A 13,430-nucleotide genomic window follows, 5' to 3' on the forward strand; every position below is an offset into this window, starting at 1 on the left:
ATTTTTTAGCTGACAATATCAGCAATTAATTCCATATATTCTTCGTACGTTCTCTTATATAATTTCGACCGATCCACTTTTCCACTCATTTCCTTTAACATCTCTGAAAGAAATCCAGGAAAAATTTCGTAAATAAATTCCGGATCAACATCGATAAAATCATCACCATGAATGGTGCCGGTAAAGCCGCTGTATCCTATTTGAATACATGGCATCATAAAGGAAAGATCTCCAATATCACCAGCAGCACTGATCGCATCTTCGTTCAAGATCACCTCAATCTCGTCGGTTCTTTCGAAAGTACTTTGGACAAATCCAGATAAATAACGATTCTGTATAAATGGCAAATATCCCATTTGTGTCTGAATATCCACTTCCCCCTGCAGCGCTTGAGCACTTCCTTTCGCCGCATCATCCAGCTTGATTGCAGTGTCTTTCAGGTAATCCACCGTTTTCGTACGTAAATCTGTCCCAACGGTAATGTGATTCGGAATCACGTTGGTGGACATATCTGAATTCATGACAATCGGATTAATCCGTACTTGCTCGGAATCTTTTAACTGCTGTCTCGCCAGGCCGACTGCAACATTAAATAAAGTTGACATGTTGTACGCATTTTTGGAAGAGAATGGGTCAAAACCTGCATGTGTGGCTTTCCCTTTAAAGTGGTATTTTTTATATAAAAATCCAGCTAAATCACAATTTGTATTGATCGTTCTCTTTTCAAATTCCCCACCAATGGCATGTACACTAATCGCTGCATCGATATCATCAAATACCCCAAGCTTCATCGCTTCCGGTTTACCACCGTAGTGTGAAATTTTATTTTCCTGAATGAGGCGTTCACGGTAATCCAAGTCTAAATATTCTTCTGCAGGTACGAAGATGAAGCTTAATTTGTAATCAAAGTCTTTATACGCTTCTGTCTGGTGCAAATGTTTATACAATGCAAGTGCAATCGCCACTTGTGTGTAGTGCCCACAATTGTGTGCCGCCCCTGTATTTTTGTCTGCATACATATGACTCGGTGCATAAACAGCATCCAGTTCAGCGATAAATGCCAGATGAAGCTCCTTTTTGTCATCTTCTCCAAGGGTAGTTCTAAATCCAGTTAAGCTGAATTCTTCTATTTCAATATTCGCATTTACTTTCTTTAAATAGTTTATGACAGTCTGTTTCGTCTTCGTTTCTTTATATCCTAATTCCGGATGATAGTATATCTCCTCCGCAATTTGTTTGATTTCCTCGTATTGTTGTTTGAATGTCAAAGGTGTTCTCCTCCTTCCGAGTTATATCATAAACATTCGAATTTCCGTTTTTACAACTGTTTTAAATCCTATCACAGAGTGTAATGTTCGTCAATATCACATTTTAATTTCTATTTTTTGTTTTAACGTTCGGATTTTCACTTTTGATGCAGAGGTAGGATATTTATAAATATGATGGGATTTTTGTGTTTGTGGATAGGATTTAGTAGGCATGGACTTTTTATAGCTTTATGCATAGCAATTAAGAGCTTGTAGTATTTTTAGTGTGCATTGTAACCCAACATCCGTACTTTAGTATATTGCACATTGCAATATTCGACACTCGTGCATTAAGCATTCGCACATTGGAATTAGCATTTGTAGACTTTTTTAGTATTGGAGCATTGTAATTCGGTACTCACGGAAACAAAAAAATCAAGCATCCTCTATAGGGAGTGCTTGATTTTTCCTATATTATATGAAATCCCCTCATGATGTAGCAGGAACTTTATCATCTTTTTCTTCTGTGCTCTCGTTACCCTCAGATCTGGCCCGCTTCATAAAGAAGGCCAGAATCATTGCAGCAAAAGCAATAAATGCTGAAACGAGAAATGCAAAATTAATTCCCGCCTGCATGGCCTCGAGAGCAATTTGTTCTTGCACAGCTGCTGTCGGTTGTCCTGCTACTTCTGCTAAGAGCTGATTGGCATAGCTCTGTTCACGTATGGACATTAACGTAATGATTAATGCCGTACCAATTGCACCGGAAAGCTGCATCAAGGTATTGTTCATCGCTGTTCCATGAGGATAGTATTTGGCAGGCAGCTGATTCAAGCCATTCGTCTGGACCGGCATCATGACCATCGACATTCCAAACATGCGTAAAGCATGCATCCCCATTAAATAATAATAACTTGTTTCAAATGTTAAGTTACTTAATAAATAGCTCGTCATTGCCGTGATCCCCAGACCACAAACAGCAAGAATTTTCCCACCATATTTATCAAACAATCTGCCCGTCACCGGTGACATAATTGCATTGACTAATGCACCAGGCAGTAGCATTAACCCAGTTGCCAATGGAGAAATGCCCAGAACCGTTTGTACATAGATAGGCAACAGAAGAAACCCGGAAAACATGGCCATCGTATTAATCATCATAATCCCGGATGCCAGGGAAAACATCGGGTATTGATAGACTCTGAAATTCAGCATTGGCACTTCCAACTTAAACTGCCGGATAATGAAGGCGACAAGCGAACAGATTCCAATGATAATCGTTATGTAGATAATAGGATTATCCCAACCATTTGACCCTACAGAACCAAATCCATATAATATGCCACCAAAACCAACACTGGATAATAGGAAGGAGAAAAGATCCAGCTTTATGGCCACCTTCTCTTTTTTATCCTTCAACAAGAAAAATCCTGTCGTCCAAATGGCAATAGCAATGGGCCAAATCGTGTGGAACAACATGCGCCAATGAGAATGTTCCAATATCCAGCCTGATAATGTCGGGCCAATGGCTGGGGCGAACATAAGAATTAATCCGAATACCCCCATGGCTGCTCCCCTTTTTTCTACTGGAAAGCTAATTAGCATAACATTCATGAGGAGTGGCATCATGATGGCAGAACCTGAAGCCTGAATCATCCTGGCCACTAACAGTACTGAAAATATAGGCGAAAACCCAGCGATAATCGTTCCTATTGTAAATAGCCCTATGGCCACTAAGAAAAGCGTGCGAACCGAATATTTTTGAATCAGGATGGCAGTAGCTGGAATTAATAAACCATTCACTAACATAAACCCAGTAGTTAACCATTGTACAGTTGCCGTATCAACCTGTAAGTCTGTCATAATCGAAGGCAGTGCAACGTTTAATAATGTGTTATTTAAAAAACCGATAAAACCACCAATCATTAACACCGCAAGAACCCCATACGGTGGACGCTTCCCATCACTCAACGAATTACCCATCATCCCATACTCCCCTCTCTACATGGTGCCTGTCACTTCCCGAATTTTGTCGAATGGTCTTTCCACGCTAAAAGCAATCGTTCCTAATAAATAATTATGGGTTACGATTGCCTTTTACCTTTCTTTGATTATACTGAAACACCTTGTTCAACTGAATAATGAAATCATCAAAAATAGAAACCTTTACCTCATGCTCATCTGTATACAATTCAGGACGGCCATAACTGCCACTTTCCTGCAGCTTAAAGACACTAATAATCTTTTCCTGTGGCTCTACTATCCAATATTCTTTTACCCCCGCCTGCTCATATTTATTAATTTTCTCTATTTTATCTCTTTTGGCGGATGATGGTGAAATAATTTCAATCACCATATCCGGACTACCCTTACATCCTGCATCATCCAACTTATTAGGGTCACATACTATTGTTATGTCCGGTTCGAATACATCTTTACTTTCTTCTTCTTTTTCGTAACTTTCCAAATTCAGCACTACATGGAAAGGGGCTGGATACACGTCACATTCCTTTCCAACTAAATAATTGGCAATTTGACGATGTAACTCCGATAACACCTTTTGATGAAGTCTGGAATGGGGGTATTCGGTCTTATTTTAATGTTTGCGTCAGCGATTGGGCCGACTTTGTCAGGATGGATTGTAGAACAATATAATTGGATTACTTAACATAAAAGTGCTGACAGCTACAATAGATAATCCAACGACAGCCAGGATACGTCCACCATACTTATCAAATAATCTTCCGGTAATAGGGGACATGAAATTTCCACCTTTATCATTATCATTGCCCTAATCCTTTCCATATTCATCAAAAAAGCAACACCAATAGAAGACAAAATACCTTTAGAGGTGCCTGTCACTTCCCGAGTTTTGTAGAATTTTGTCGAATTTAGTGAAGGAGCGATATTTGCTCCTTTTTTTGTTTACAGATTACTATTTCATAAATTTAGAGAACCCATCTATAATTCGTAATTAGATGTAAAGAATAGGAATGAATCCATGCTTTTTCATTATAGTAGCTTAAGCAAGCAATCTAATGGACTACAGGAAACAGAAGTACTATGATAACACTACGATCAATTATTATATTTAATTAAATATAATTTGATAATTACAAAATAAGAAGGGATGAATATCATGGGAAAAAGATTCGATGATAAAGTAGTTTTAATTACAGGTGCAGGTTCCGGGTTAGGACAAGCATCTGCTTTGCAGTCAGCAAAAGAAGGGGCAAAGCTGTCTTTAGTTGATTTAAACGAAGAAGGATTACAGGAAACCAAGCAAAAAGTATCAGAAGTTGCTCCGGAAGCTGAGGTTCTTTTAGTTACAGCAAATGTAGCAGAGGAAGATGAAGTGAAAAACTATGTAGATAAAACCGTTGAAAAGTTCGGCAAAATTGATGGCTTTTTCAATAACGCGGGTATTGAAGGAAAGCAGAATCTTACGGAAGACTTTGGTTCTGAGGAGTTTAATAAAGTAGTCAGCATTAATTTAAATGGTGTATTTTATGGGATGCAATATGTGTTAAAAGTGATGAAAGAACAAGGATCCGGCTCCATTGTAAATACTGCTTCCGTTGGTGGTATTCGCGGTGTTGGAAATCAATCCGGCTATGCAGCGAGTAAACATGGCGTTGTAGGTTTAACCAGAAACTCTGCTATTGAATACGGACAATTCGGTGTAAGCATTAATGCCATTGCTCCTGGTGCGATTATGACACCAATGGTTGAAGGCTCTCTTAAACAAATAGGTGGGGATAACTGGGAAGAAGTTGGAAAACAATTTGTGGAACCGAACCCAATGAAACGTTTTGGAAAACCAGAGGAAGTAGGATATTTAGTTGCTTTTCTACTTTCCGATGAATCTAGATTTATTAACGCAGCAGTTATTACAATCGACGGTGGCCAATCTTATAAATATTAAAATTCTTAGAAAATCCGCATTCGCTCATCCTTTAGCGAATGGGTAGTATTTCTTATACTTAGGACGTTTTAAAATTTTAGCTACGTCAAAAGACTTCTTTGCTAAAATTTTATACTTTCCTAACGTGTAATAAAAAACTAAGCCTTTTAGTTTAGGCTTAGTTTTTTATTACAGGCGAACCGTTATGAAAATCATGTACAAACTTTTGCCAACAATTTTTGAATGTCATAAATGCTTTTATCTTTTCTAAACTGTTTGGAAACAGCTGGTAATTCGGCTCCAGAAATCCATATTTTCAGTTCTGCGTCCAAATCAAAGTGACCAGCTGATTCTACACTGAAATGTGAAATGCTTTTATATGGAATCGAATGATACTCAGTCTTTTTCCCTGTCATCCCCTGCTTATCAACAAGAATTAAACGGCGATTGGTAAACACAATTAAGTCACGAACTAATCGAAATGCAACGTCCACCGATTCTTCCACTGTTAACAAATCACTAAGTTCCTTATTTACTTCCTCTTTGCTCACCGTTGAAGCATTGCCTAAAAGTCCGTCTAAAAGACCCAATTTAACCTCTCCTCTTCTTTTAGTAAACTAAAAAGCCCTACATAGTTAGAATGACGCATACTAATAAATCTATACGATGCCGGTTGCTGTTTTCATTTTCCTGTCTAACCAAATTATACGCTTTCGAACCTGTCAGAAACAAGGAATACTACATAATTCCACACTGGATTTTCCATGTTTTCCTTAAATTGGGAGAATAATTTTATTTCTAGGTTTTAAAATAATCCCAAATAGAAAGGGGGGAATGACCATGAAAATTCATATGAAATGTATTTCAACAATAATGATTGCTTCCATCATGTTAACAGGATGTAATGCAGGACAGGAACAAGGAGCAAGGTATAACAACGACAGACAGAACAATACATTTGAAAATGTCGGCTTTGGTCCTGAGCAGAATCCACCAGCAAATAATCAAGTTCCTAATAATGGACAGCCTCAAACATATGAATTCCCATTATTTGATGGACAAACAGACGATAGTCCAAATTTCCAGAATAGGTTTGGTCGGGGTTTCAGATACGAACGTAATGAAAGAGTGCCTGATCAAGGTCAACCAACCGAAGAAGATGCTCCTGCTCCACAAGGTGGCGGCAATCTGCAGACTGCAGAGGTCGGTCAAGTGGTTGAGGAAGTGGTTCGTTTGACAAATGAGCAACGCAGGGAGAATGGATTACCTGAGCTACAAATGGATATGCAATTGAATGACGTAGCTCAAGCGAAGTCCGTTGATATGGCTGACAATGACTATTTTAGCCATAACTCTCCAACGTATGGTTCTCCTTTTGACATGCTGAAACAATTCAACATCCAATACACGGTTGCAGCTGAAAACATTGCGGCAGGACAACAAACTGCTCAGGAAGTCGTTGAAAAATGGATGAACAGTGAGGGCCACCGTAAAAATATTCTTAATGAATCTGTTACCCATATAGGAGTTGGAATGGAAAACAGCGGAAGTATGAATCCGTATTGGACACAAATTTTTATTGCAAAATAAATACAGGCATAATAGAGTGCGTGATGCCTTTCCTAAAAAAGCAAAAGACTCCTGTTTTCCAAGACGTCTTTTGCTTTTATGTGTTAGGTGCCTTGTTAGGTGCCTGTCACTTCCCGGATTTTGTCGAACACCATTCTGCCTACTGACATCCTAGTTACTTTAAGCTGTAAAAATGAACCGTATTTTGATAAATTTGATCATATACATCATGAATTGACAGGTTTTTAATTTTGGCAATTTCCGCAATGGACTCGTGTATCATCTTAGGATGTGTCATTTCATTTTTAAACGGCCCTTTAAATGACCAAGGCCCATCTGTTTCCACCATCAATTGATTCAGCGGGTATTTCTTTCCTAAGTTTTGAATTTCTGTTTCATATAATATATCCGGTGTTAGCGAAATAAACCAGCCATTTTGTATGATACGTTCCATCGTTTTTAAATCTCCTTTAAACCAGTGAAAATGCGCTTTATCTATCGAATGTTTTTCCAGTAAAGTACATACAATAGAGGCATCTTCATAAACCGCATGAAGTGCAATTGGTTTTTGATACTTTTTTGCAGTTATAATAAACCACTCTAATAGTTCTATATATGGCTCTTGCGGTATTTGAGGATTTTTCTTTCTCCTGTAATAAGGAAGCCCAACTTCACCAACCGCAATCATTTCTTCATGATGCTGGTCTATAAATAGGATTATGGATTCCAATTCCTTCCCACTCGGCAGCGGCTGTTCCCGATGAAAGCCAATAGCTGTCCTAACACGGTTATTTTCCCTCGATAAAGATAAATTCTCAACGGCAGAGGCCAGGTTGTTTGATACCGATATAAGCATTTCAACCTGATATTTTTCCATTTCATTAAGTATAACCCTTTGCTCATCCCTCTTATATAAATCCAAATGGATATGTGCATCTATAACAGATTTATACATGTGTCGTGATCCCCCTCCTTCATAAGCTCTATCCCTAACATAACACAACATGGTGCCTGTCACTTCCCGAATTTTGTCGAACGAGAATATTCGGGAACGATGGATAATGTAAAATATAAAAAAACAGATGCCGTTCCACCACTATGCTGCAGGAAAACGGGCATCTGCCCTGTTTAATATACTGCATTTAACTTATAATCTCGAAAACAATACATTATTTTCCAAATGAATATGCTGGAATGTGTTTTCTTCCATTTCCGCCAAACGTGCATACGTGATTTGGCAGGATCCGCATGCATCAGCAGGAGGCTGAAAATCACTGGTAATCGTCCGCATTACTTTAAGTTTATCACCAACCGTATTATGTTCTTCTTCAAGTTCCCCGTCGGCCTTGCGAATTTGATGGAGCAATTCTTCACTAGGCTCTCTTTCATACTCTTTAATAAGCGGGAATACGGTATTTTCTTCTTTAATCGTATGTTCTTCCATCTCTAATTTAAATTCATTGTATACGTGATACAATTCCTTTAATTCCGGATGGCTTGCACCATGTCTGGAGTATACTTTTGTTACAAACTGGCCAAGTGCAGGAAGTTCTTCCATTAAATAGGCGTGATGGGTATGTCGGATGTGGTCAACAATCTCGGATAGTGGTTTAGCATCCCAATTCATGACGTCATGGTCTTCCTTGTTCCATTCCTCATAACGGGTGTTCAGTTTTGTTAAAATGACATTTTCGTCCAAGTCTTTTTCTGCAAACGTCTCTTTCAATGGACGCTTCCCTCCACAACAGAAGTCAATTTTATGCTCTTTGAATAATCACTTGCTTTAGGAAAAACCTTTACAATATTCGCTGGTGTATGCTCAACAGTAAATTTCAATATTTTCCCCTCCATTTATTTGTCTTGATTTCATTCTAATCCATCTTAAAAAATTAATCTGTGACCCAAATCACATTGGTGCCTCTTTTGGTGCCTGTCACTTCCCGGATTTTGTCGAACGTTGCGGGTGGTTATGGTAGGTGTTGCTACATTCTAATAAGCGTACAAAAGCCTGGATAAACATCTCAAACAAATGATGAGCACAACCATACATAAATAAACAGATACAACCGTTCATTCATCATTAATGGTAAAATAGACTAAAGATGTCCTTTTATAAAAGGCTTTAAGGAGGAATACATATGTCTATTGAAGAAGGTTTTATAGATGTAACTGGAGGCAAAGTATGGTATCAAATTCACGGCGACCATTTGAATAAAATACCAGTCATTGTCCTTCATGGAGGGCCCGGGTCTTCTCATTATTCTTTACAGGGATTGAAAGTTCTGGCAGAAGAGAACCCTGTTATCTTTTATGACCAGCTCGGGTGTGGTAAGTCTGATCGACCAGAAAATGCTTCATTATGGAACCTTGATCGATTTGTGGAGGAACTAGCACAAATTAGACAGGCTCTTTGCCTAAAGGAATTCAACATTTTAGGGCATTCATGGGGAACAACACTGGCAGCCGCTTACTTTCTTGCGCATCCAGAAGGTGTTCAAAAAATCATCTTTTCAAGCCCATGTTTAAGTGCACCGAGATGGGCAGAGGACCAGAAACAAAATCGTGGGAAATTACCTATTAATGTTCAGATCACCTTAAATACATGCGAAAAATTTGAAACGACGGACACGGAAGAGTATAAAGAGGCAACAGCAGTATTTAATAAGCACTTCGTATGCAGGCTCGATTCTATGCCAGAATTCTTAAAAAAAGGAACCACATATAAGAATCGCGAAATCTATCAAATCATGTGGGGCCCATCCGAGTTTCATGTAACTGGCAATTTGAAGAACTTTGACTGTACAACGGAGCTTAAAAACATCACCGTCCCTACTTTATTTACATGTGGCCGGTATGATGAAGCTACACCAGAATCCACCGAATACTTCAGCAATCTTACTCCAAACAGCACGTTTCATGTTTTCGAAAACAGTGCACACATGGCTTACATCGAAGAACCAAAACAATATATCAAAACCATGAAAAGATTCCTAAGTTAAAGGTGCCTTAACGGTGCCTGTCACTTCCCGAAATTTGTCGAAAGGAAGAGTCGTTGCTGACTTATTATACAGAAAGGAAATCTCTTTACAGCCTTTGCGCTTGGACTGGACATCTTAGTAACAAATTTAAATTCCTAAAAAATCCCGTATTTCCCAGTGCTCCAGTAAATGCGCTTACTATTCTTGTGCTTTCATACCGTAAGAATTCAAACATCATGCTATTCCAGCTAAAATAAAATGAATGCTTCTCTGAAGAGGTCTTTAAGAAGTGGAATATTAATGAGGACTATCATGGCAAAGTACTTCTAAATGCGGATACAATTAAAAACCGATTCTTAATTTTTTCATTAGAATCGGTTTATCGGGTCGGATTGATATTTTATTTTGAAAAACATATGAACAACCTCGCTTACAATGTTTAAGTATATTTAGTTTTGTTTCGTATGTGCTCTATTATTTACCTTGGTTACGACTTAGTCTTGCATATGCATCTACATATAAGTTATAAGCTTCTTTAATAAGTTGTTTCATCCTTGTCACTTCCTTTCTTTTGTTACTTTAATTATGCTGTAAAAGGCATTATTTTACAAAGTCCGTGAAATCGATAACATCGTTCATGAAAACGAAAACAACGAAAATGAAATCGGGAACATCTCACTTTTTCTTAAAATAACTCAAAATTACTCCCATTTTCACCTAAAAACAAAAACCACACATAAATAAATCCGCTTTCATATGGTGCCTGTCACTTCCCGCTTTTTGTCATTTTTTGTCGAAATGAAAATGCAGGGTAATATTTCTCCACAATAGGATATGCTAATGAAGAAATTATTAACCTTGATTAGGAGTCACTTATTAGAATGAAACGTGCAATTATCTTTGGCATATTATATGGACTACTCTTATTTATAGCATTTTTATTTCGGGAGCCATTATTAGCATGGATCAACGAAAGTCATTATGGGCAGTTGCCGTTAATGTTTTTTCTGGCTATTTTCTTTAGTGTTATTCCGGTGATCCCTTTTGCCGTTTTCGCTGGGCTGATGGGAGTGAAATACGGTATTTGGGTTGGGGCGGCCATTAATTGGACAGGGTCTGTTGGTGCAGCGGTAATCTTTTTCATGATGGCACGGAACTATTTTGTTCGCCCCTTTCAAAATTACATCTCCAAGTACGATCAGGTGAAAAAATTTGATCAGATTATTAGCAAAAATGCCTTTATTGCCGTTCTATTCAGTCGAATGATCCCGATTATTCCAACACCCGTAGTCAATATTTATTCCGGTCTTAGCTCCATGTTATTCACACATTATATTGCTGCAACCGCAATTGGCCAGATTCCTGGTATGATTGTATATGCTTATTTGGGCAACCAGCTCTTCACATCGATTCAGGCATTTATGACAGGAATATTGATTTATGTTGGTTTTATTCTACTTGTCATTCCTTTTTATCGTCTATGGTATCAAAGGGGATAGATGCCCACTCCCACTGTACAAATGTTACATGCATAGACACTCCCAAAACGTTTATAATGTACATGGAAAATACTTTGGAGAGTGACTTCAATCATGGATAAAGAAATACGCTTGTTAAACGAGACGGATTATCCGCGTCTTATGTCAATGGATACTGGATTGGGAGATGATTATGTCTTACAGATTTTTAAACGTCTCGTAACGGAGAATAATAATCGATTATATGGTTTGTTTTTAGAAAGTCAGTTGATTAGTGTTGGAGGGTACACCATCTTCGCAAATCAGTACGCGATGCTAGGGAGATTGCGCAGTGACCGTCGTTTTCGAGGAAATAATGTAGCAACTACGCTCATGTCGTATATGGCGAATGAAGCCTTTAAACAGAATGGTATTCAATGGGTTGGGGCTAATACGCAGGAGGATAATGTACCTGCACGGCGTGTTTTAAAAAAATTAGGATTCCCGGAACTCACGACATTGCATGGGGCGCTATCAGAGGATCCATCTTCTTTTGTGTCCGGCACACCTGTAAAACCATGGCATAAGCTCGGTAATCTAGAACGGAAAAAAGAGTTGATAAATAAGTATTACATTAAAAACTCCGCTATCTTCCCTTATGAATGTTATTACCCATTTCCAGCATCTATGGCGTTGTTTCCTGAGAAGCTTTTAGAGGAATGGTCTTTTTATGAAAATGATAAAAGAACACGATTTTTAATTATGAGAAAGGATAGAAAAAAACATTATTACTTGCATGTCATTTACCCTTGGACTGACATGACAGAACAAGCTGGTTTGTGGGAAACAATTTCAATCGAGTATGAGGAGTTTGCTATGGAAAATATGGAAGATCAAACATACATATGGATGGATCTAACGAAGGTAGAAGCACTATCCCTTCCTGAAAATCACCCTTTTATCTTACCATCTCCCTGGATATTGCACGGAATGTACAAAACCGACTGGAAAAAGCGGTAGGTGCCTGTCACTTCCCGGTTTTTGTTGAATAATGTCGAATGCGGTATTGTTAGCGTTTTAATAATGAAATAAAATACGTTAAGATTGAAAGGATTTTTTTGTTGTTTTAAGCTTAAATTATAGGTTATTTGAACTTTATACATACCTATTTACCAGAAAGGCAGAAACACTGTACATTATTATTTTTGGTTTACTGTATCAAATTTTAAAAAGGAGCTTGATCCACATGACAAAGCAAGTAAAGCTTGGCAAGTCAGACCTGCATGTTAATCCAATTGGACTGGGTGCGAATGCTGTTGGTGGCCATAATATTTATCCAAATTTGGATGAAGAAGCTGGAAAAGAATTAGTCCGCACTGCCATAAACAGCGGCATGAGCTTTATTGATACGGCTCTATTGTACGGTCCAGGACGATCAGAAGAATTAATTGGTGAAGTCTTAAAAGAATCGGGAAAACGCTCCGAAGTCATAATAGCTACCAAAGTCGGCCCAAAATTTATTGGAAAAGAAATGGTCAACGATAACAACCCTGCCTTCTTAAAAGAAGAAGTGGAAAATAGCTTAAAGCGGCTCCAAACCGATTATGTTGACCTAATGTATATTCACTATCCGGATGAAAACACACCAAAGGATGAAGCGATAGGTGCATTGAAGGAACTAAAGGATGAAGGGAAAATCCGTGCTATCGGTATTTCCAATTTCTCACCAGATCAAGTAAAAGAAGCAAACAAAGATGGCTATGTGGATGTATACCAGGGAGAATATAATTTATTAAACCGCAGTGCTGAACAGACGTTATTCCCTTACCTGACAGAGCAAAGTATTTCTTTTGTTCCATATTTCCCTCTTGCATCCGGTTTGCTAGCTGGTAAATATACGAAAGACATGGTATTTAACGATATACGAGCAAACTTGCCACACTTCCAAGGGGAAGCCTTCGAACAAAACCTTGAAAAAGTGGAAAAGGTGCGTCAAATCGCTGATGCAAAAGGTGTAGAGGTTGCCCATATCGTCCTTGCCTGGTACTTAACAAGGGACGTAATTGATGCAATCATTCCGGGAGCAAAACGCGCAGACCAGGTATTAAATAACTTGAAAACATTAGATGTACAATTAACTAACAAAGAAATTCAGGAAATTGACCAAATCTTCCAATAAGCCCATTACCTCCCAACGAAGGAAAAGCATTACTATAAAAGCTTTTCCTTCTTTTGAGTGCCTGTAGTCAACCCCCCTAAAAATAGACAATAAAAA

Annotated in this window: 13 protein-coding genes; 6 read left to right on the forward strand and 7 right to left on the reverse strand. The window is 38.3% G+C overall.

The window, feature by feature from the left end; translation table 11 throughout:
* Positions 1-5 precede the first annotated feature (5 nt).
* The 4 genes from GMJ66_RS16380 to GMJ66_RS20960 all read right to left on the reverse strand — a co-directional run bounded on the left by GMJ66_RS16380 (position 6) and on the right by GMJ66_RS20960 (position 4,008).
* A complete protein-coding gene (locus GMJ66_RS16380) occupies positions 6-1,268 on the reverse strand; it encodes a M20/M25/M40 family metallo-hydrolase (protein ID WP_156291395.1) in 1,263 nt (420 codons plus the stop codon).
* A gap of 468 nt (positions 1,269-1,736) precedes the next feature.
* Positions 1,737-3,230, reverse strand: coding sequence for an MDR family MFS transporter (locus GMJ66_RS16385; protein WP_156291396.1), 1,494 nt, complete (start codon positions 3,228-3,230; stop codon positions 1,737-1,739).
* Between the two features lie 94 nt (positions 3,231-3,324).
* A complete protein-coding gene (locus GMJ66_RS16390) occupies positions 3,325-3,804 on the reverse strand; it encodes a Uma2 family endonuclease (protein WP_156291397.1) in 480 nt (159 codons plus the stop codon).
* Between the two features lie 72 nt (positions 3,805-3,876).
* Positions 3,877-4,008 (reverse strand): hypothetical protein, encoded by a 132-nt coding sequence (locus GMJ66_RS20960; RefSeq protein ID WP_269321886.1) that lies wholly within the window; start codon positions 4,006-4,008, stop codon positions 3,877-3,879.
* 378 nt (positions 4,009-4,386) lie between these two features.
* Here GMJ66_RS20960 and GMJ66_RS16395 point away from each other — a divergent pair, with 378 nt between their 5' ends.
* Positions 4,387-5,172, forward strand: coding sequence for a glucose 1-dehydrogenase (locus tag GMJ66_RS16395; RefSeq protein WP_156291398.1), 786 nt, complete (start codon positions 4,387-4,389; stop codon positions 5,170-5,172).
* A gap of 191 nt (positions 5,173-5,363) precedes the next feature.
* Here the strand turns inward: GMJ66_RS16395 and GMJ66_RS16400 are convergent, their stop codons facing one another.
* Positions 5,364-5,741: a PH domain-containing protein gene (locus GMJ66_RS16400; RefSeq protein ID WP_156291399.1), complete on the reverse strand. Its 378-nt coding sequence runs from the start codon at positions 5,739-5,741 to the stop codon at positions 5,364-5,366.
* A 250-nt stretch (positions 5,742-5,991) separates the two neighbouring features.
* Here GMJ66_RS16400 and GMJ66_RS16405 point away from each other — a divergent pair, with 250 nt between their 5' ends.
* Positions 5,992-6,741 carry a CAP domain-containing protein gene (locus GMJ66_RS16405; RefSeq protein WP_197046749.1) on the forward strand — a complete coding sequence of 250 codons (750 nt, stop codon included), beginning with the start codon at positions 5,992-5,994 and terminating at the stop codon, positions 6,739-6,741.
* Between the two features lie 154 nt (positions 6,742-6,895).
* On the opposite strand, the gene GMJ66_RS16410 is transcribed toward GMJ66_RS16405, so the two are convergent.
* Both GMJ66_RS16410 and GMJ66_RS16415 read right to left on the reverse strand, forming a co-directional pair.
* Positions 6,896-7,675 carry a TatD family hydrolase gene (locus GMJ66_RS16410; RefSeq protein ID WP_156291400.1) on the reverse strand — a complete coding sequence of 260 codons (780 nt, stop codon included), beginning with the start codon at positions 7,673-7,675 and terminating at the stop codon, positions 6,896-6,898.
* 192 nt (positions 7,676-7,867) lie between these two features.
* Positions 7,868-8,446 (reverse strand): hemerythrin domain-containing protein, encoded by a 579-nt coding sequence (locus GMJ66_RS16415; protein ID WP_231514965.1) that lies wholly within the window; start codon positions 8,444-8,446, stop codon positions 7,868-7,870.
* 412 nt (positions 8,447-8,858) lie between these two features.
* On the opposite strand from GMJ66_RS16415, the gene GMJ66_RS16420 reads away from it, so the two are divergent.
* The 4 genes from GMJ66_RS16420 to GMJ66_RS16435 all read left to right on the forward strand — a co-directional run bounded on the left by GMJ66_RS16420 (position 8,859) and on the right by GMJ66_RS16435 (position 13,334).
* Entirely contained in the window at positions 8,859-9,719 is an 861-nt protein-coding gene (locus GMJ66_RS16420) for a proline iminopeptidase-family hydrolase (protein ID WP_156291401.1), read from the forward strand.
* A gap of 860 nt (positions 9,720-10,579) precedes the next feature.
* A complete protein-coding gene (locus tag GMJ66_RS16425) occupies positions 10,580-11,197 on the forward strand; it encodes a TVP38/TMEM64 family protein (protein WP_156291402.1) in 618 nt (205 codons plus the stop codon).
* 93 nt (positions 11,198-11,290) lie between these two features.
* Positions 11,291-12,175, forward strand: coding sequence for a GNAT family N-acetyltransferase (locus tag GMJ66_RS16430; RefSeq protein WP_156291403.1), 885 nt, complete (start codon positions 11,291-11,293; stop codon positions 12,173-12,175).
* A gap of 226 nt (positions 12,176-12,401) precedes the next feature.
* Entirely contained in the window at positions 12,402-13,334 is a 933-nt protein-coding gene (locus tag GMJ66_RS16435; RefSeq protein WP_156291404.1) for an aldo/keto reductase, read from the forward strand.
* Positions 13,335-13,430 lie beyond the last annotated feature (96 nt).

The sequence above is a fragment of the Oceanobacillus salinisoli genome (assembly GCF_009733865.1).
Lineage (GTDB): Bacteria > Bacillota > Bacilli > Bacillales > Amphibacillaceae > Oceanobacillus > Oceanobacillus salinisoli.

Excerpts from the sequence above, each read along its gene's own strand:
- GMJ66_RS16385 (WP_156291396.1), bottom strand. The coding sequence starts at position 3,230 with ATGGGTAATTCGTTGAGTGATGGGAAGCGTCCACCGTATGGGGTTCTT.
- GMJ66_RS20960 (WP_269321886.1), bottom strand. The coding sequence starts at position 4,008 with ATGTCCCCTATTACCGGAAGATTATTTGATAAGTATGGTGGACGTATC.
- GMJ66_RS16395 (WP_156291398.1), top strand. The coding sequence starts at position 4,387 with ATGGGAAAAAGATTCGATGATAAAGTAGTTTTAATTACAGGTGCAGGT.
- GMJ66_RS16405 (WP_197046749.1), top strand. The coding sequence starts at position 5,992 with ATGAAAATTCATATGAAATGTATTTCAACAATAATGATTGCTTCCATC.
- GMJ66_RS16410 (WP_156291400.1), bottom strand. The coding sequence starts at position 7,675 with ATGTATAAATCTGTTATAGATGCACATATCCATTTGGATTTATATAAG.
- GMJ66_RS16420 (WP_156291401.1), top strand. The coding sequence starts at position 8,859 with ATGTCTATTGAAGAAGGTTTTATAGATGTAACTGGAGGCAAAGTATGG.
- GMJ66_RS16425 (WP_156291402.1), top strand. The coding sequence starts at position 10,580 with ATGAAACGTGCAATTATCTTTGGCATATTATATGGACTACTCTTATTT.
- GMJ66_RS16430 (WP_156291403.1), top strand. The coding sequence starts at position 11,291 with ATGGATAAAGAAATACGCTTGTTAAACGAGACGGATTATCCGCGTCTT.
- GMJ66_RS16435 (WP_156291404.1), top strand. The coding sequence starts at position 12,402 with ATGACAAAGCAAGTAAAGCTTGGCAAGTCAGACCTGCATGTTAATCCA.